13 protein-coding genes, 1 tRNA gene and 2 pseudogenes are annotated in these 18,264 nt (G+C 69.4%); 9 read left to right on the plus strand and 7 right to left on the minus strand.

Annotated features, from left to right (window positions below):
• The first annotated feature begins 160 nt into the window (after positions 1–160).
• Entirely contained in the window at positions 161–367 is a 207-nt protein-coding gene (locus ACIQ8B_RS31280) for a hypothetical protein (RefSeq protein ID WP_403551509.1), read from the plus strand.
• 529 nt (positions 368–896) lie between these two features.
• Here ACIQ8B_RS31280 and ACIQ8B_RS31285 read toward each other — a convergent pair.
• Positions 897–4,175, minus strand: coding sequence for an RHS repeat-associated core domain-containing protein (locus ACIQ8B_RS31285; protein WP_403551511.1), 3,279 nt, complete (start codon positions 4,173–4,175; stop codon positions 897–899).
• A 617-nt stretch (positions 4,176–4,792) separates the two neighbouring features.
• Here ACIQ8B_RS31285 and ACIQ8B_RS31290 point away from each other — a divergent pair.
• On the plus strand, positions 4,793–5,107 hold the full coding sequence (locus ACIQ8B_RS31290; RefSeq protein ID WP_403551513.1) for a hypothetical protein: 315 nt from the start codon (positions 4,793–4,795) through the stop codon (positions 5,105–5,107).
• A gap of 65 nt (positions 5,108–5,172) precedes the next feature.
• On the opposite strand, the pseudogene ACIQ8B_RS31295 reads toward ACIQ8B_RS31290, so the two are convergent.
• Positions 5,173–5,480: pseudogene (locus ACIQ8B_RS31295) on the minus strand (transposase); the annotation flags it as partial.
• A gap of 1,293 nt (positions 5,481–6,773) precedes the next feature.
• Between ACIQ8B_RS31295 and ACIQ8B_RS31300 the strand changes: the two are divergent.
• The 3 genes and pseudogenes from ACIQ8B_RS31300 (at position 6,774) to ACIQ8B_RS31310 (ending at position 10,770) form a co-directional block, all read left to right on the plus strand.
• Positions 6,774–7,992, plus strand: a pseudogene (locus tag ACIQ8B_RS31300) (IS110 family transposase).
• Between the two features lie 663 nt (positions 7,993–8,655).
• Positions 8,656–9,708 (plus strand): bacteriorhodopsin, encoded by a 1,053-nt coding sequence (locus ACIQ8B_RS31305; protein WP_403551515.1) that lies wholly within the window; start codon positions 8,656–8,658, stop codon positions 9,706–9,708.
• A gap of 6 nt (positions 9,709–9,714) precedes the next feature.
• Positions 9,715–10,770 carry a Brp/Blh family beta-carotene 15,15'-dioxygenase gene (locus ACIQ8B_RS31310; RefSeq protein WP_403551517.1) on the plus strand — a complete coding sequence of 352 codons (1,056 nt, stop codon included), beginning with the start codon at positions 9,715–9,717 and terminating at the stop codon, positions 10,768–10,770.
• A 315-nt stretch (positions 10,771–11,085) separates the two neighbouring features.
• Here the strand turns inward: ACIQ8B_RS31310 and ACIQ8B_RS31315 are convergent, their stop codons facing one another.
• The 3 genes from ACIQ8B_RS31315 to ACIQ8B_RS31325 form a co-directional block, all read right to left on the minus strand.
• Positions 11,086–11,805 (minus strand): IS6 family transposase, encoded by a 720-nt coding sequence (locus tag ACIQ8B_RS31315; RefSeq protein WP_403551519.1) that lies wholly within the window; start codon positions 11,803–11,805, stop codon positions 11,086–11,088.
• A 93-nt stretch (positions 11,806–11,898) separates the two neighbouring features.
• A complete protein-coding gene (locus tag ACIQ8B_RS31320; RefSeq protein WP_106416025.1) occupies positions 11,899–12,102 on the minus strand; it encodes a hypothetical protein in 204 nt (67 codons plus the stop codon).
• 454 nt (positions 12,103–12,556) lie between these two features.
• Complete coding sequence (locus ACIQ8B_RS31325; protein WP_403551521.1) at positions 12,557–13,108, minus strand: GNAT family N-acetyltransferase; 552 nt, start codon at positions 13,106–13,108, stop codon at positions 12,557–12,559.
• Positions 13,109–13,543: 435 nt separating this feature from the next.
• Between ACIQ8B_RS31325 and ACIQ8B_RS31330 the strand changes: the two genes are divergently transcribed.
• Positions 13,544–13,948, plus strand: a complete 405-nt coding sequence (locus ACIQ8B_RS31330) for a peptidase inhibitor family I36 protein (RefSeq protein ID WP_403551523.1) — start codon at positions 13,544–13,546, stop codon at positions 13,946–13,948.
• A gap of 67 nt (positions 13,949–14,015) precedes the next feature.
• On the opposite strand, the gene ACIQ8B_RS31335 is transcribed toward ACIQ8B_RS31330, so the two are convergent.
• Positions 14,016–14,088, minus strand: a tRNA-Gly gene (locus ACIQ8B_RS31335).
• Between the two features lie 422 nt (positions 14,089–14,510).
• Here ACIQ8B_RS31335 and ACIQ8B_RS31340 point away from each other — a divergent pair.
• Positions 14,511–15,506, plus strand: a complete 996-nt coding sequence (locus ACIQ8B_RS31340) for a tyrosine-type recombinase/integrase (protein WP_403551525.1) — start codon at positions 14,511–14,513, stop codon at positions 15,504–15,506.
• 120 nt (positions 15,507–15,626) lie between these two features.
• On the opposite strand, the gene ACIQ8B_RS31345 is transcribed toward ACIQ8B_RS31340, so the two are convergent.
• On the minus strand, positions 15,627–16,253 hold the full coding sequence (locus ACIQ8B_RS31345) for a TetR/AcrR family transcriptional regulator (RefSeq protein ID WP_403551527.1): 627 nt from the start codon (positions 16,251–16,253) through the stop codon (positions 15,627–15,629).
• Between the two features lie 99 nt (positions 16,254–16,352).
• Between ACIQ8B_RS31345 and ACIQ8B_RS31350 the strand changes: the two genes are divergently transcribed.
• Positions 16,353–17,006 (plus strand): CatB-related O-acetyltransferase, encoded by a 654-nt coding sequence (locus ACIQ8B_RS31350; protein ID WP_403551529.1) that lies wholly within the window; start codon positions 16,353–16,355, stop codon positions 17,004–17,006.
• A gap of 58 nt (positions 17,007–17,064) precedes the next feature.
• A complete protein-coding gene (locus ACIQ8B_RS31355; protein WP_403551531.1) occupies positions 17,065–18,261 on the plus strand; it encodes a macrolide family glycosyltransferase in 1,197 nt (398 codons plus the stop codon).
• Positions 18,262–18,264: the final 3 nt, after the last annotated feature.

Below are 18,264 nucleotides of genomic sequence, written 5' to 3' on the forward strand. Positions count from 1 at the left end.
TCGGTACGACAAACTCGCCGTCCGCTACGAAGCGACCGTGCTGGTCGCAGCCATCAACGAGTGGCTGTGACCAGCACTTTCACAACAGACCCTAGCCGAGCTCACCGCCACCCGCAAGGTCATCGACGGCCTTACCCCGCCCGACCACGAAACGGCCTCCGTGGAGACCGGCACCGTCTACCAGCACATCGTGACCACGTTCAACGAGCACCCCGAGAAGGTGTTCCGCGTCCGCGACCTGCACGAACACCTCGGCCTGCCCACCGACGAGCCCTCGATCAACGTCACCCGCTCCCGCCTGGGACGACTCACTCGCCAGGGCTTCCTCACCCAGCCCGGACGCGGCCGCTACCAGAAACGGACTTAACGCCCTCTGAGATCGCTTTGGCGGGTAGGACCGCCCACGACGTCGAACCTAGCGCGGCGCGACGGGAGAGGTCAGGGTCCGGGTGGTGGTCCGGACATGGCTCCTGTCGCGCGCGGTAACGTTTGATCCGCTTGATGGCCCGTCGGTAACGTTCTTCACCGGCCGTGACACGTCCGAGTGTGCTCCACCGTACGGGCGAAAAAGTCGGCGCCCGTTGAACGGGCGCCGACTTCATGTTCATGATCGGTGGTCGCCGCCAGTGCTTTACTTAGCGCTGTCTACCGGCCTTGGCATAGCGACGCCAGGCGAGTGACGATCCTGCGACCACAATGAGTACTCCGCCAGTCCACAGCCACGCCGTTACTGTTCTCCAGTTCGATGTCCATGGGAGCATCAACAGCATGACGGTGAGGAAAACGCAGGCGCACCATATGACTACCCCCGCCCTCCTAGACTTTTCTGTCATGGCTACACCAACCTCCGCCTCCCGGTCGTCACTTGTTCATCGGGCCCCTCGTGCTCTTCCCTTTTAGCGCAGTCCCGGGAACGAGGGCATGAGCGGGCTGAGTAGGCCGCCACCCACCCCAGACATAACCGCACTTTGCGTATCCACGCCCAGAGCCGCAGCAGTCCCGCCAGCAGCGGCACCACCCCACAAACCGGCAGTCACAGATCCAGCCGCTATACAGCCGACACCAGCGGTTCCTGCGCAGGCGGCGCCCACCGCCAGAGCCGCAGCACCCACTGCCGCTGTGGTGGCTACCCCAACCGCGAACGACTTCCAGTCGAGTAGGCCGGAAGGATCAGCGTTACTGACGAAGTCGCCGTCGGCGTAGAGGTATGCGTTGGTTTCCTGCCCCGACGGGTCGGGCTGGGTGAAGCGGCCGAGAGACGGGTCGTAGTAGCGGTGGCCCATCTTGTACAGGCCCGTCGGATCCAGGTAGGCGCCGGTGTAGCGGTGGGGCTGGGGGACTGTTTCGGTGGTGGTGCCGCGGGGCAGGCCGGTGGGGCCGTAGGTGTAGGTGTGGGTGCGCTTGCCGGTGGCGTCGGTGAGGCCGAGGACGTTGCCGGTGGCGTCGGTGAGGTAGTAGTAGGACTTCCCCCCAGTCGTCATGGAGTTCAGCGTGCCCGCCGGTTCGCGGATGAATCCGGTGTCGACCCCGTTCGTCGTGGTCGAGGCGAGACCGAGTGCGGTGTGGTGGAACCAGGTCGGACCCAGCTTGGTGCGTTCGGAGTTGTCCGTGCCTGCGTGGACCAGGTCGTAGGACTTGCCGCCCGTGGTGATGGAGGAGAGCTGGCTGTGGTCCGTCCAGGTTTCGTTCGTGCGGGCGGTGGTGCTCGCGCCGGCGGTTTCGTTGCCGAGCTTGTCGTAGGACCAGCCGGTGGTGGAGCCGTTCTTGGCGGTCAGTTCGCTGGCGTCGTCGTAGGTGTAGGTGGTACCGCCGGGGCAGGCGTTCTTGCTGCCGTCCTGGGAGGTGAGGTTGCCGGCCTTGTCGAAGCAGTACAGCCACGACGCCTTGCGGGTACCGGCGGAGTCGGCTTCCAGGGCGTAGTGGAGGCGGTCCTGGGAGTCGTAGTCGTAGGTGGTTTTCAGCTTGGTGAGGTTGTCGGTGCGGGTGCGGATCTTGGTGGTGTCCTTGCCCGCGGTGTTTTTGTAGTCGTAGGTCAGGTCGATCAGGGTGGTCGTGCCCGAGGTGGTCTTGATGGCCTGGGGGCGGCCGTTGTCGTCGATCGTCACCGACTGCGTTGTGCCGCCGGGGTAGACGGTCTTGGTGCGCTTGTCGTTGTCGTCGTAGTCGAAGTCGGTCTTCTTGCCGTCCGGGGCGGTCAGGTGGTCCAGGCGGCCGGCCTTGTCCCAGGTGTAGTCGGTCTTGCCGGTCGGGTCGGTGTAGTGGTCGACCTCGCCGCCGGGGGTGTAGGCCAGCACCGTCTGGGCGCCGTTCTGCAGCGTGCGGACGCTTTCACGGTTGAGCTCGTCGTAGGTCCAGCCCGTGCTGCCGGAGGCGTCCGTGCGCGTCCTGACGTTACCGTCGCCGTCGTAGGTGAACTTAACGGTGGAGTTGGTGGAGGAGACCTCGCGGACGCGGTCGCGGTTGTCGTAGACGTAGACCGTCTTGATGCCGCGTTCGTCGGTGGCGCTCTCCACCCGGCCGAGCGCGTCGTAGGTGTAGGTCGTCTTGCCGAGCGGCGCCGGTGGCGTGACCGTTTTGAGGTTGCCCTTGGTGTCGTACTCGAAGGAGGTGACCTTGCCGTTTGCGTCCTTGGCGGTGCAGCGCTGGCCCTCGAAGCCGCCGCAGGTCGGGGTGTCCTTGTTGTAGGTGTACTCGCGGGTGCCGCCGGCCGTGCCCGAGGTGGTGACCGACATGGTGTTGCCGTTGGTGTCGTACTTGAAGGTGTCCTTGCGGCCGTCGGCGGTGGTGAAGTCGTTGGGCAGGTCGGTGCCGGCGATTGTCTGGTACGCCGTCACGGACGCCGTGGCGCCGAGCGGGAGCTTTTGGGAGAGGGCGTTGTTGCGGCCGTCCCAGCCGTAGGTGGTGGTGTTGCCGCCGGTGCCGTCCGCTCCCGTGCCCATCGCGTCGGTCGCGCTCTGCAGGAGGTGGCTGGTGTACTTGGCGTGGCGGGAGTGGCCGAGTGCGTCGGTGGCCTTGGTGACCTCGCCGTCCGCGTTGTGCGCGTGCTGCGTCGCGTCGCCGTCGGGGTCGGTGACCGTGGTGGTGCCGGCGTCCTTGGGGGTGGCGGCCGTGTAGTCGTAGCGCCAGGTCGGACCGGTGTGACCGGTGTTCGTCGCTTCGGTGGCGCGCTGCATGGACCTGACGCGGTTGTGGGCGTCGTAGGTGAACAGCGTGACGGTGCCCTCGGGCGTGGTCACCTTGGTCAGGCGGCGTGAGGAGTCGTAGGCGTAGGCGGTGGCCTTGCCGTCGGTGTCGGTGACCTTGGCCAGGTTGCCCCCCGGGTCCAGGTCGAAGACGGCCGTGCGGCCTGTGTGGTCCTTGGCCTGCCACTGGCTGGCGTCCGTCTTGACCAGGTCGATCCAGCGGCCGGAGCGGGTCTCGGTCAGCTTGAAGCCCTTGTGCTCGCTGCCCTCGTCGTGCTGGTCGACGGTGATCGTGCCGTCGTTCTTGTCCGTGACCTTCGTCAGGGTGCCGTGCTGGTTGTAGGTGTCACGGCTGCCGGACTTTCGGTCGGTCAGGGTGTAGGTGCCGTCCGTGTTCTTCTTCAGGTCCTTGGAGTAGCCGGCCGGGGTGGTGTAGCCGCCGGTGAACGTCTCCTTGAAGCGCACGGCGTCGCCGGTGGCGTCGTAGACGACCACCTCACCGTCACCGGCCTGGAGATAGCGCTCGTAGGCCTGCCACCAGCGCTGCGACACCTTCCCCCACGGCGCTTCGAGGGAGTTGTAGGTGCGGGTGAGCTGGAGTTTCTGACCCACGCCGGCGATGTCGAAGTCGGTGGCCGCCAGCATCAGGTTGCCGTTGGAGAGGTTCACCCGGGCCACCAGGGCGTCGTTCAGGCGGGTGTCGAGGATGCGGTGCCAGGGCACCTCGCCCTGGCCCTCGGGCACGTACGTCATCTCGGCGGCCTCGGCGCCGGCAGCCCTGCGGGCGGCTTCGCTCGTGCCGGTGGTCCGGGCCTTCTGCGCCGCCCGCCACGCGGCGATCTCGGCGGACGGTTCGGCCTCCGCCTTCGATTCCGCGGGCTGGGTCACCCCGGCCGGCGTGGCCGGGGCCTCGACCTTGGTCGGCTTCGTCCACGGGCTCTCCGGCTGCGGTAACTCCGGTTTCGCCGCCGCCAGGCCAGGGGCTGCGGTCATCACCACGGCGGCGGTGGTGATCGCCGCGACAAGAGCGGTTCTGTGTGTTCTCCGGGCACGCCACAACGGCGCGCGCACAGCACGCGAGTGCATCAGCTTCCCCCACAGGAAGTCGGAAATGAGGCAGACAGCCAGAAGCGGTGACACCAACGGTCACCGCTGTCACACAATCTGTCACACGAAGCACACAAGCCGGCGCTCCTTGCCCTCGAACACATGATCCATGCGGGCCGGAATCAGCCCCGCCGCTTCCGAGAGGCAAATGCGGACAACATCACGCGAGTCATCTCGCATAACGATCGGAATTTTTCATTCCGCGCGATCTTCCATTGACGCATTGACCGGAAAAGTTCGAAAGACATTCCAATCGACGCGCTTTTCGCGCTCAGTGATGCTTTTCGGCCAGTTTGAAGCCCGGTCGGCGAGCACGCAGACAGCGCTTGCCATGCCTGAGCGGCGGTTTCGATGGCGGACGCCTGACGGCAAGTTGTCTCAGAGGTCGCACCGACCGCACGGGCGTTCCGCAAAACCCCCTTCACCGCGGGCACACTTGCGGCGTTCGGTCCGTCCAGCCGCACCGACGCCCCGCGCCGACCCTCGTGAAGGACTCCCCCGCCATGAGCGAACCGGGCAGAGCCCTGCCCTCCCGCCCCTCCCCCACCCAGCACCATCCCCGCGCACAGCGACCGGCCCGCGCCGTCCGCCGCGTCGGACGCCTCCTGTGCTGGAGCCTGGCCACCGCCATGACCAGCGCCGGCACCGACCTCCTCTTCAACCCGCAAACCCACTGGTGGAACAGACTCTGGCCACTGCCCTGGTACCTCACCTGCGCCGCCGCCCCCACCTGGGCAACCCTGCGCGCCCACGAGAAAACCACCCGCCAACCGCCCGATGACGACCCCTCCGCCGACGAGTTCCAGCAAGCCGCCTGACCAGACCGCCAAGACCGAAACCAACACGCTGCCCGACAGTGGCCGAAGCCGGCGACCACCTAGATCAGGACCTGTTCGGCCCGGCAGTGGCGATCGAGGAGCCAGTGTGGGAAGTAGCTGCCCTGCCTCAGCTTGGGAACGGCAAGCTCGACGGCGCCGTCCCTCGTGTCCCACTCGCGCGGGCGACAGCCGTTGCGGTGGTTAACCCTCTCGTCGCTGACCTGCCCATACTCTGCGTTGCAGAGGGCGTCGGCCTCGCCGACATGAGCGCGCCGGCGAACGTCTTGACCATCGCGCGCAGCAGATCGGGACTCGCCGCGGCGAGATTCTCCTCGGCGAGGGCGTGCAGGGGCAGACTGTCGGATGCGGTCATCGTGCTGATCTCCTTCAAAGACTTGGTCGTCTTGAAAGATCAGCCGCTGGCCATTCACATATCCGGGCCCTCACTCCGACGCCGGGCCAAATGCCCGGATCAGGTGGGAACCCGTACACCACTTCCCAGGACGCAACCCCGACGTGGCGGGCGGAGCTGCGCCAGAAGAGAATCGGGGGCCGCACGGCCGTGCGACTGCGGGCCGGGCTTCCACAAGCCGGGCCGCGCAGGCGAAATCGCAGATCAGGGCAGGTCGTCAAGGGGCACTGAGCGCGCCGACTACTTCCTTGTGACACCCCTGCCAGACGCACCGGGCCGCAGGTCGCACCCTGAGTCGTGCTCTGGGCCACCTCCTGGGTCGCGCCCCGGGTCCCGTCCTAGGTCGCATCCTAGGTCGCGCCGGATGCCGTCCCGGAACCCCACAAAACCCCAGCTCAACACCACAATTTCCGGACGGCCCGGCACGCCGACTACTTCCCTGGGCGGCTCCCTGGCGAAGCACCGGCCCGGTTCCGCCGGTCCCCGGACCGCACCGGCCGTGCAAATGCTGCGCCCCGCACCGGCCGCGCCGAATCCGCCGACGACGACGGCCAGGAGCACGAGCTGCTGCCCGGCGCGGCCGGGGAAGTGCACCGCCTCGCACGCGCGCGTCACACACGCCTTGGGCCGGGCCGGAGCGCGGCACCGGGGCGGTGAAGAAAAACTTGTTGACCGTCGCAATGATCGGGCGAGGACCCACCGCCGCCCACTGGGCACCGGAACCGACCGCGCCGAGATGTCCCGCACGCGAGACACCGATACGGTGCCGGCGCCGCGCGCGGCTCGCCGCCGAACGCCTCACTGCCGTCCCGGCCGCCGGGCCCCGCGTCCTCGGGGCCGGCCCCGCCGCGCCGGACGGTGACCGCGGCTGTGACGGACGCGGTGACACCGTGCTGTGACAGCCGCCGGCCCGCCCCGTACGGCCACGCGTCACCACACGCAGGCGGCACGCTCGCCCCGCAACACGCCTCGGCGCCGCCCGGCCCGGCTCCCCCGTTATGTTTTCCGCGGCTCCGCAATGGGGCCGCTGGCCTCCGGGCCCGGTATGACTGTGTCCCCCTGTCGAAGGCATGACCTGGGGGGTGGTGTCACCGGGCCCGGGAGGTGCCGTCGGAGACGCTGATCAGAGGTCCGGCCACCGCCCGGTCCGGCGCAATGCCGGACAGCTCGCGGGCGGCAGGTCTGCATAACGTGGATGCGCGCGTACGACACCACTGCCGAGGCCGGCACCGGCAACGTCCCTGGAAGGGTGCGATGTCCGACACGGAAGACGTAGGTGTGTTCCTCGGCCTGGACGTCGGCAAGAGCGCTCATCACGGCCATGGGCTCACCCCGGCCGGGAAGAAGGTCCTCGACAAGCAGCTGCCCAACAACGAGCCGAAACTGCGGGCCGTCTTCGACAAGCTGACCGCCAAGTTCGGCACCGTCCTGGTCATCGTGGACCAGCCCGCCTCCATCGGCGCCCTCCCGCTCACCGTGGCCCGCGACGCGGGCTGCAAGGTCGCCTACCTGCCGGGACTTGCCATGCGCCGGATCGCCGACCTGTATCCGGGCGAGGCGAAGACCGACGCGAAGGACGCCGCGGTGATCGCGGACGCGGCCCGCACCATGCCGCACACCCTGCGCTCGCTGGAACTGACCGACGAGATCACCGCCGAACTCACCGTCCTCGTCGGCTTCGACCAGGACCTCGCGGCCGAGGCCACCCGCACCAGCAACCGGATACGCGGCCTGCTCACCCAGTTCCACCCCAGCCTCGAACGCGTCCTCGGCCCACGGCTCGACCACCAAGGCTGTCACCTGGCTCCTGGAGCGTTACGGATCCCCGGCCGCCCTGAGAAAAGCCGGACGCCGCAGACTCGTCGAGCTCATCCGGCCCAAGGCCCCACGCATGGCCCAGCGGCTGATCGACGACGTCTTCGACGCGCTCGACGAACAGACCGTCGTCGTGCCCGGCACCGGCACCCTCGACATCGTCGTGCCCTCCCTGGCAGCCTCGCTCGCCGCCGTCCACACCCAGCGCCGGGCCCTGGAAGCCCAGATCAACGACCTGCTGGAGGCGCACCCTCTTTTCCCGGTCCTGACGTCGATGCCCGGCGTCGGCGTCAGGACCGCCGCAGTCCTGCTGGTCACCGTCGGCGACGGCACCAGCTTCCCCACCGCCGCCCACCTCGCCTCTTACGCCGGCCTCGCCCCGACCACAAAGTCGTCGGGCACCTCCATCCACGGCGAACACGCACCCCGAGGCGGAAACCGGCAGCTCAAACGCGCCATGTTCCTCTCCGCCTTCACCTGCATGAACGCCGACCCCGCCTCCCGCACCTACTACGACCGCCAGCGAGGCCGCGGCAAAACCCACACCCAAGCCCTCCTCCGCCTCGCCCGCCAACGCATCAGCGTCCTGTTCGCCATGCTCCGCGACGGCACCTTCTACGAACCGCGCACGCCCACGGACGTCGAGCTCGCCGCATGACCCCAGCAAGACCAAATGACCCCAAAACCGACAGGGGTGCCTTGACGAAGGACATAGAGGCACCCCCCCAGCCAGGTCGTCCTGATCAGCCGCAAGGGCGACCCGAATCCAATGATCAGGAATCTCCGACTGGCTGCCAAGGCCGCTCTGGCCGCCCCGCCATCCGAGCCGGAACCAGGCCGGGCGATGACCATGCGCGTGAGCTTCCCCCGCTGTGCGGGAGGCGCTGACTAGCTGGTCAGGAGGGGTTGGCGGGGTTTCAGGTTCACCGGTTCGGCCGTTGCCTGGTCGGCGTAGTGCTTCTCCTCGAACTCGATGGGGACTCCAGAAGGCGCCTCTGACCAGCAAAGACAGCGAACCGCGACTGGAGCGCTGAAGGCGGCGCACCCCGCCGCGCCGATTACCGGGGCACCGTCGATCAGGGCACGGAGCCCGGCCGTGTCGGGGCCGATCCCCGCCTCGGGCGGCCCCGCGGTCACCGGTTCCGTCCGGCCCGGACGGCCGGGACGTCGCTCCGGCGGACCCGCTCCGGTCGCCGTCCGCCCAGTGTCTCCCTAACGTGATCGCGTACTCGAGCGTGTGCGCCAGCCGGGCTGGCGCACACGCACCGGGTGGACGACGGGTTCCGTCGTCCACCCGGCCGCTCCGGCCCAGGGGACGGTCATGCTGCTCGCACGGACGATGGGCGCCGCTTTCGGCGCTGCGGGGAAAAGCGGCACCTTCGTGCCGGCGGCGCCCCCGGTGCGGGGCGAGTTCTCCGGCGTGCTGACCTACACGGCGGGCGAGTACCGCATGGTGCAGTACGCCCTGATGGCAACCGCTCTGGCATTGTTGGCGGGTTCCTTGCACGCCTTCGTCACCCGGAGTGAAACGGCCCCGCGCTACCGGGCGGCGAGCGACGCCAGCGCCCTGCTCCAGCTGCTGGCCTTCCTCGCCTACGTGGAACTCTTCATCAGCTGGAAGACCTCCTTCACCCTCCGGGGGGAACGGTATGTACCGGTGGCCGACACCGAGTTCGACGGTGGGATGCGGTACGCGGACTGGTCGGTCACGGTGCCACTGCTCGCCGTGGAACTGCTCGCCGTGTGCGCCGTCGCCGGACGGCGGATGTCCGTGCTGCGCAGCACGGGCGTGGTGGCATCCTTCCTGATGGTCCTCGCCGGTTTCCTCGGCGCCCAGGTACTCGACAACGGCAACCGGGTGCTGTGGCTGGTGGTGTGGGGCGCGATCAGCACCGTGTTCTTCCTCGTGCTGTACGCGGTGCTGGGCTACGCGGTGCTGGCAGGCCGCGACGAGCTGCCGCCGGAGGCGTACACCGTTCTGAAACGGGCGACCGTCCTGCTGCTGAGCGTCTTCGGCGCCTACCCGCTGATCTACCTGATCCAGCAGTCCGTCGGCCCCGAATCCCACCTGGTGGCCTGGGCTCTCGTCACCCAACTCGGCTTTTGCGCGGCCGATGTCGCCGCCAAGGTCTGGTTCGGCATGCTGATCCACAAGGTGGCCAAGCTGCGCACCGCCGACGACATCCGCAGCGGCACCGGGACCCACCCGGAGGAGGTGTGGATCTCGCACGTCAAACGGGCCGATGCCTGGCCCCCGGTGGCGGCGGCCCTGACCGGGCACAGCGCCCGCCCCGCCCCGCTGCCGGTGCGCGAGGGTGGCGGGGACGGCACCGGCGGGGACCACGGCCGCGGTGGCACCGGCACGGCCCGGTGACACCCGGTGGCCGCTCCCGGCCCGACGGCCCGCGTCCTGGTGCCGGCCGACCGGATCTCCACCGGTGCGGTGGCGGCTGTGCTCGCCGTTGGCCTGGTGGCACCGCAGGTGTGGTGGCGCTGGGGGGTCGCGGTGTTCCTGATCGGTCTGGTGGTCGGCCTGCCGCACGGCGCCGTCGACCACCTGGTGCCCGGCTGGTTCCAGCGCGGCTCCCGGCCCGCGGCCAGGCACCGGACGGTCGTCCCGCTCGGCTACGCCGCAGCGGCAGCGGCCGTCCCCACCGTCGCCCTGACCGCGCCGGCCTGCGTGTTCTGTGTCTTCCTGGCAGTCTCCGCACTGCACTTCGGCTACGGCGACGCCCGGTTCTGCGCCCTGCGCGACGGTCCGACGGATCCAGCTCCGCGGGCGGTGCACGCCCTCGCCCACGGAACGGTCACCGCCGTACTGCCCCTGGCGCTATGGCCCGAGCAAGTGCGCCCAGTGGTGCGGCAGCTCGCCCCCGGCGCCGACTGGCTGCTGGCCGCGCCGGTGCGGACGGCCACTGCGGTACTGGCCGGAGCAGCCGTGGCGGTCTGCTGCGGGACGGCACTGCGCGACGGACGGCACCGGCAGGCCGCCGAACTGTTGCTGCTCACCGCGCTGTTCGGCCTGGTACCACCCCTGGTGGCGTTCGGCGCCTACTTCGGCGCCTGGCACTCGGTACGGCACATCGCCCGGCTGCTCCTGGCCGACCCCGCCAACGCACCGGCACTGCGGGCCGGGCACACCGCAGCGGTGCTGCGCAGGTTCGGCCGTCAAGCGGCCGCCCCCACGGCCGCCGCGCTGGCCGCCCTCGCCTCCCTCACCGCCCTACCCCGTGCCTTCCTGACGGACGGCCGGACAGCGGCCGGCGGAGTGGTCCTGCTGGCCGCCCTCACCTTCCCCCACCTGATCGTCGTGGCCCGCCTGGACCGTGGTGAGGGGCGCCCGGAGCCGGGGCCCGGACGCCCCTCACCACCGCGCGCCGCACGGCGCGCAGCGGCCGCCCGATCACCGTCCGGCCGCTGCCGGGACGACGGGTGACGCGAGATCTTCCGAGGTGCACCAGGGACTCAGAAAGCTGATGTCTGGCAGCGGCTCTCCTGCGGTGACGGGGCGAAGAGCCCGCGCGCTCATGACTGGGCCGGGGCCAAACCGCCCGCCGACTTCGTCCTAGACCCCGACCCGCCCACCCATCATCACTGGTGATGGCCCACCGCAGCCTGCCCGACCCCGCCGAGCCCGAAGAGGACAACGTCGGCCCCGGGCACAGCCCGTCCGGAGGCGCTGTCACGTTGCTGCGGGGGTAGGCGTCTGATGGTGTGTTGCGGCGTGGTGGAGCCCGGTTCCGGGCTGTGGTCAGGCCGTGGCGGCGGAGCCGACGACCCCGGTGATGTGCTTCCAGATGGCGAAGCGGACGATCAACTCGGCTCGGTAGTCGTGTGCGGGCATCAGGTGGCGGCGGGGCCGGAAGTGGGGTGAGATGCCGCTGAACGCGGCCAGGAACCGGTGTGCTCCGCCCACGGAGCGGAAGCCTTTCATCGCCCGTTCGCGTTGCCGGGTGGGCTGGTGGCTGTTCTCCGCCCGGTTGTTCAGGTACTTCGACTGTCGGTGCTCGACGCAGGGCATGACCTCGCGGAGGGCCGCGCCGTAGGAGCGGAGCTTGTCGGTGACGGCCACCCGCGGTGGCGTGCGGGTCTTCTTGAGGAGCCTGCGGAAGAAGCATCGGGCTGCGGCCTTGTCCCGCCGGTTCTGCACGAGGATGTCGAGGACGTGCCCGTCCTGGTCGACGGCCCGCCCCAGGTACTGCAATCGCCCGTTGATCTTGATGACGACCTCGTCCAAGTGCCACTTGTCCCCGAACTGGGGCTGTCGACGGCGCAGCGCGCCTGCGTAGGTCTGCCCGAACTTGCTGCACCAGCGGCGGATCGTCTCGTAGGAGACGACGATCCCGCGCTCGCGCATCAGTTCCTCGACCTCGCAGAACGACAGCGGGAAACGGAAGTACAGCCACACACAGTGGGAGATGACCTCGACCGGGTACCGGTGACCCTTGTACGACGGCGACGCGCTCCTCACGGACGCCCCTTCCCAGGTTGATCAACCCGAAGGTCATCCCACCGGTCAGCCAACGTGACAGTGCCCGCGGTCGCAGTGGTCGCCGGTTCGCGGTCAAGCCGCATCGAGCCGCCGGTGCCGCCGGCTGGAAGTGCGGAGCGTGCTTGCCGCCTGTCTACCGCCGGAGATCAGGCGCAGGTGCCGACGTCGGGCGTGGCGGGGTGGCTGTGTGGTGCGGGCGAGCCATTCCTCGATGCGGCTCGTGGTGTACAGCAGTACGGTCATGACCGGCAGCAGCAGGCACGCGGTCCAGATCACCGGCTCCTCCTTCCGGGGAGGCGACCTGTAGGCGGGTGCCCTGGCCGGGTCCGGCGATGGCATGCAGGTGTGAAGATGCTGCACCTATTGCCCAGTTGACCTGATGGTCGCCGCCGCGGCGGCTTCCACGAGCAGTAGTTGCCTGTCGTCCCGCTGCTGTTGGCGGTTGCGACGGGAACGCCGTGCGCCTGCTGGACTTGGGCAGCGACAAGTCGCACTCAGGCAGTGTCTTTCAGATCATCCCGCGGACGCCGTGGTGCGCCACTCCAGGTCACGCGGGGCCGTCACCCGAAAGTGGGTGACAGTTCCCCGCACCATCACCGTCTGCCGGACGTGTACGCGCAGCGGTGCAAGCGGACTACGGCCTCGGGCGGAGGCTCCGGCCTGGCCGCTGCCCGTCGCCTTCGCACCGGGCGACGGGCCCCGCTCCTTGCCTGTGCCGCCTGGGAGCGGCTCAGAGGCAGGGCATGCTCATGTAGAGTGCCTGCTCACCCTTGGAAGGGGTGCCTTCGTAGAGGGTGGTGTCGAGTCCGCAGAAGGCGAAGCCCATGCGTCGGTATGCGTGGATCGCGGGCGCGTTGATATTGGTGACCTCCAGCCAGAGGTGGCCGGCGTCCCGCTCGCGGGCGAACTTCTTCGCGAGTTCCATCAGCGCGCGGCCTACTCCCCTGCCCCGGTGCGGTGGGGCGACTACGATGTTCTCGATGGTCAGTCGGCGGTTCCAGCCGGAGTAGGAGACGGCGGCGAACCCGGCCAGGTCACCAGCGGCGCCGTGGGCGACGAAAGCGCGGGAGTCCGCGTCGTCCTCGTCGTCCGGCTCGTTCTTAGGGAACACCTTGGTCAGGGGCGGCTCCACCGGGATCTCCCGCAGCGCGAACGCCTCCTCGGTGACGGTCACCCGGAAGACGGTGTGGGTGGTGAAGGAGTCGTCCAGGGCCCTGATGGCCTCGATGTCCCCGGCGGCGGCGATGCGGTACCGATAAGCTGTGTCGCCCACAGTGGTCATGGCACGACGCTACGACCGCTCCCACCACGGCAGGACGGGTTTCGGCCGGTCACGCCCGTGCCTGCCAGATTCAAGGCTCCAGGTCGCCGGGCACCTCACATCCCCCACGCCCGCGGCGGTTTCGTTCCGGCCCCGGGCAGGACGCCGCATGAAAGAGCCTGTGCCAAACGCCCTCGGCGGCCCAGGCCCTTACGTCCAGCCAACTCCTGGGAGCGCGCGCAGCCCTGGTAGAAGATCGTCGATGCTGGTCTTGTGCCAGTCTCCCCCGCTTCAGCCAGGGCAGGGTGTTCACCCGGGCAGCGAGGGTGATGCCCCGGCTTGCCGGCGGGCGTGGCACCTTTGTGGCCCGGTTTGAGAAGGTGGCCGGTACCGCCTCCTCCACGCGGGTGAACTCGATCGGCATCCGGCCGGCTGGCCGCCCGGGGCCGCTATCTCTTGAGCGTAATCAAAACCCTGATGCGCTCCGTGGCGGTCTCCGCCCTGGCACTGCTCCCCCTGAGCGCTCCCACCTCGGCCGCCGGCGAGAGCGGCGCGGCACGCGTCGGCATCGGCTGCCCGTCCGGCTACGTGTGCATCTACCCGGAGATCGACTTCGGCGGGCAGCCCTGGGTGCGGCGTGCCTCGGATGGCAGTGTGAAGGATCTGCCCTCCGCGATCCGTGACCGCGGCAGCTCGATCCGCAACAACTCCGACCGTACCGCCCGCGTGTACGAGAAGCGCAACCACGCCGGCCGGTGGGTGTGTGTGACCCGCAGCGGCGGCTCCATCCACGACCTGCGCGGCTACAACCTCAACGACCAGACCCGCTCGTTGAAGATCAACCGCAACGACTGCGGCTGAACACCTCGGCGAGCGGATACGAGGAAGACCCCCGACCCTGAAACAGCAGGGTCGGGGGTCTTCCTCGTGGAGCGCCGGGCAGGCCTTGCACCTGCATTTCCCCGCAGGAAGCGGGGCGTCTTTCCTTGGACCACCAACGCACAGCCCACCACCGGTAAACCTGGCGGCGTTCTCAAGATCCACTCTACCGCAGTCTCGGCCCTGTTCTCGTATAGCTGCGGCGAACGGACGTGTAGCGCTACGTGATGCTCGGGGCCTGGCCGGCGTGAGGGCCGGTGGTACAGCGGTTGGCGGTAGCGGCCATCCCGCTTCCCTGTCGGTTTATCGAACTACCGGCCGCTCACGGCCTGCCAGGGTGGTGCCGCAGTAAATACCGGATTTACTGCGGCGGAGCCCCTACCGTGATCATCGCGACCTGCGGCGGACCACTGCGGCCGTCAGGGCGAGGTGTACGCATTTACTGCGGCAGGGCCGGAAGGGCAGGGCGGGCGTGGCGATCGAATCAGTGATCGAACTCGGAGCAGGGGGCGTGCTTCGGTTGCCGCGCGCCCGCGTCGTGCCTATGTCCGCCGCTCCGGCCACGTACACCGCGGCGGTCGATCGGTACCTCACCGGCGCGGGCATCGCGAAGTCCTCCGCGCGGATCTACCGGATCTCGCTGACGACGTGGGGGTGGATGTTCGCCGGCGAGCGCGCGCCGACCGGGCCCGCCCGACGCGGCGCGAAGCCGCCCCTAATCCCCATCGATGCGATTGACAACCCGATGCTGCCGGAGGTCCTGGCCGAGCTGGCGGCGGCACGGGCGGACGAGATGGACGGCGACACCGTCAACCGGGAGCTGTCCATCGCGCGCAAGGCGATCGGCTGGTGGCAGCGCCAGGGCTGGATCGCCTGCGACCCGACGATCGGCATCGAGCGGCGCCCGGCGCCGCCGGACCGCACGAAGGCCCTCTCGGAGAACCAGATCGCCGCCCTTTGGCACCTGGACGTCGCGCTGCGGGAGAAGACGCTCTGGAAGATGCTCTACGAGCCGGCGGCCCGGGCGGAGGAGATCCTGTGCCTGGACGTCGAGGATCTGCACCCGGGCGACAAGCGTGGCCGGACCCTGGCCAAGGGCGGGGCGACCGAGTGGATCCACTGGCAGTCCGGCGCCGCCCAACTGCTGCCCCGGCTGATCGCCGGCCGGAGCCGCGGCCCGCTGTTCCTCACCGGCCGCAAGGCCCCAGTTGGGACGCCGACGTTGGACGTGTGCCCGGAGACCGGCCGGGCCCGGCTCTCCTACCGCCGGGCCGAGGAGATCTTCGAGGAGCACACCCGGCTGCTGGCCAACCCCCTCGCCTCGCCTGAGGACATCGAGGACCTGGACGGCTGGACCCTGCACCGGCTCCGCCACAGTGCGCTCACCCACGACGCCGAGGGCGGCACCTCCACCCCGATGCTGCTGGCCCGCTCCCGTCACGCCTCCGTCCGCTCCCTGGAGCGGTACGCCCGCCCCGGTGTGGACGCGGTCGCCCGGCACGTCGCCGAGCGCGACCCGGCCGTCCGCCACCGTAGGTGAGCCCTCGAAAGTTGGCCTCGCGGCTATTTGCTCCCTGGTGTCCGAACCAGGGCTACTGGACCGTGATCCAGGTCTTGTGGCGCTCTTGATTGCGCTTGCGTTCGTTTCCTGTCTCCTCGATCACACGCTCTCTTCCCGACGGACGGAGAAGGCGCCCGCGGCAGCCGCCAGGACTGCCGCCTCCGCGGCCCGTTCCGGGAGTTGCGGGTCCGGATCGGCACGCAGGAGCACTAGCTGGTGGTAGAGCGGCGCCGTGGCGGCGATCAACAGGCTCCGCGCGTCTGTGTGCTGTGCGGGGAGTTCACCGCGCTCGATGGCGCGCTCGACGAGGATCTCGCACTGGGCGTACCGGTCCGTCCACAACTGAGTCTGGGCCCGCGCAGCCTGTTCGGAGTGGAACGAGGCGGCCATCAGGGCGACGGCGAGCGATGGTTGTACGACCAGGGATTCCTGGATCTCCTGGTTGAGGGCCGTCAGATCGCCGCGCAGGGAGCCGGTGTCCGGCGGCTGCCAGTCGATCTCGCCGGCGGCGTCGATGACATCGACGAGTAGGCCGCCGACATCGCGCCAACGCCGGTAGACCGTGGCGCGGTGCACTCCGGCCCGCGTCGCGACACCCTCCATCGTGAGTCCTTCGTGACCGCCTTCAGCGAGTTCGGTGCGTACCGCATTGAGAACCTGGGCGCGGATGCGGGCGGTGCGACCGCCCGGACGGCGGTCCGACGTCGTGTCCAGTGGGTCTGTCATCGGCAATCAGTATCCGGTTGATCAAGGCGGCAGGGCTGTGCCAGCATCTTAACGCGACAGTTGTCGCTCCAGGTCCGCTAGAGAGGAACCGCCTCCGCGATGCCGCCCGTTCCCGCTGACCCCACCGTGCTCCACCCGATGCCCGAGCACCCGCGCGTGGTTCTGCTCAAGCCGCTGGTGACGTCGCCGTTGATCGAGGTCGGTGACTTCTCCTACTACGACGATCCGGACGACCCGACCGCGTTCGAGACGCGCAACGTTCTCTACCACTACGGTCCCGAGCGACTTGTCATCGGCAAGTACTGCGCGCTGGGGACGGGCATCCGGTTCCTCATGAACGGCGCCAACCACCGTATGGACGGTCCTTCCACCTTCCCGTTCCCCACGATGGGGGGTTCTTGGGCGGAGCACTTCGACCTGATCACCGACCTGCCCGGCCGGGGCGACACGGTCGTCGGCAACGACGTGTGGTTCGGGCACGGCGCCACAGTCATGCCCGGCGTACGGATCGGCCACGGCGCGATCATCGCCGCCGGCGCCGTGGTCACCGGCGACGTCCCCGACTACGGCATCGTCGGCGGCAACCCGGCCCGGCTCATCCGCACCCGCTACGACGCTGCGGACATCGCCCGGCTCCTCGCCGTGGCGTGGTGGGACTGGCCCGTGCAGTCCATCACCAGGCATGTACGGACGATCATGTCGGGGACCGTCGCCGACCTGGAGGAGGCCGCCGCGCAGATCGACCAGCCCTGACGCCGCGTCCTCGCCACACCGCCCGCACCCGTCCCGCGCCAGAAACGAGTGATCGCCCATGTCCCGTCGCCGCGCCCATATCGCGATGGTCGGCGTCCCCATCGTCAGTCATGTCCTGCCCAGCCTCGCGCTCATCCGTGAGCTGGTGGCCCGCGGGCACCGGGTCACCTACGCCAACGACCCGTTCGTGGCCGACCGGATCGAGTCCGCCGGCGCGGAGCTGGTGCCCTGCACCTCCACGTTGCCCGTCGCGGACAACGACTGGCCTGCCGATCCCATCGCCGCGGCGAGCCTCTTCCTCGACGACGCCGTCCAGGCGCTCCCGCAACTGCGCGCCGCCTACGACGACGATCCGGCCGACCTGTACCTCTACGACATCGGCGCCTATGCCGCGCGCGCCCTCGCCGAAGCGCAGGGCCGTCCCCTCGTGCAGCTGTCCCCGACGTTCGTCGGCTGGGACGGCTACCAGGAGGAAGTCGCGGCGCATCTGCGGAAGCTGCCGGGCGCCGACGCGTACCGGGACAGGTTCGCACGGTGGCTCGCCGACTGCGGTGCGACCACCACGGACGTGGACACCTTCTCCGGCCCGCCCGCCCGGGCCCTCGCCCTGATCCCGCGAGCGATGCAGCCGCACGCCGATCGAGTCGACACCGACACGGTGACCTTCGTCGGCCCCTGCTTCGACACCCGAGCAGACACGGACGGCTGGACCCGCCCGGCGGCCGCGGACAACGTGCTGCTGATCTCGCTCGGCTCCGCGTACACACGCCAGCCCGCGTTCTACCGCCAGTGCATCGCGGCCTTCGGCGACCTGCCCGGCTGGCACGTCGTACTCCAGATCGGCAAGTACACCGACCCCGAGGAACTCGGCACCATCCCGTCCAATGTCGAGGTGCACTCCTGGGTCCCGCAGCGGGCGATCCTGGAACAGGCCGACGCCTTCGTCACCCACGCCGGCATGGGCGGCTGCAGCGAAGGGCTCCTCGCCGGCGTTCCCATGATCGCCGTGCCGCAGGGAGCCGAGCAGTTCATGAACGCCGACCGGCTCGTGGAACTCGGCGTCGCCCGCCGTGTGGACACCGCTGACGCCATCGCCGAGACCCTTCGCGCGGCGCTGAACGACCTGGTCACGGATCCAGAACGCGTCGACCGGTCCAAGCAGTTGCAGGCCGCCGCCCGAGCCGAGGGCGGCACCCGGCGCGCTGCTGACCTTATCGAGAACATGCTGGCCGCCGCCGAGGGCCCCGCGCTCTGAGCA

Source organism: Streptomyces sp. NPDC096105, assembly GCF_044763335.1.
Taxonomy (GTDB): Bacteria; Actinomycetota; Actinomycetes; order Streptomycetales; family Streptomycetaceae; genus Streptomyces.

Excerpts from the sequence above, each read along its gene's own strand:
- ACIQ8B_RS31345 (WP_403551527.1), bottom strand. The coding sequence starts at position 16,253 with ATGACAGACCCACTGGACACGACGTCGGACCGCCGTCCGGGCGGTCGC.
- ACIQ8B_RS31305 (WP_403551515.1), top strand. The coding sequence starts at position 8,656 with ATGCTGCTCGCACGGACGATGGGCGCCGCTTTCGGCGCTGCGGGGAAA.
- ACIQ8B_RS31355 (WP_403551531.1), top strand. The coding sequence starts at position 17,065 with ATGTCCCGTCGCCGCGCCCATATCGCGATGGTCGGCGTCCCCATCGTC.
- ACIQ8B_RS31350 (WP_403551529.1), top strand. The coding sequence starts at position 16,353 with ATGCCGCCCGTTCCCGCTGACCCCACCGTGCTCCACCCGATGCCCGAG.
- ACIQ8B_RS31340 (WP_403551525.1), top strand. The coding sequence starts at position 14,511 with ATGTCCGCCGCTCCGGCCACGTACACCGCGGCGGTCGATCGGTACCTC.
- ACIQ8B_RS31290 (WP_403551513.1), top strand. The coding sequence starts at position 4,793 with ATGAGCGAACCGGGCAGAGCCCTGCCCTCCCGCCCCTCCCCCACCCAG.
- ACIQ8B_RS31285 (WP_403551511.1), bottom strand. The coding sequence starts at position 4,175 with ATGACCGCAGCCCCTGGCCTGGCGGCGGCGAAACCGGAGTTACCGCAG.
- ACIQ8B_RS31325 (WP_403551521.1), bottom strand. The coding sequence starts at position 13,108 with ATGACCACTGTGGGCGACACAGCTTATCGGTACCGCATCGCCGCCGCC.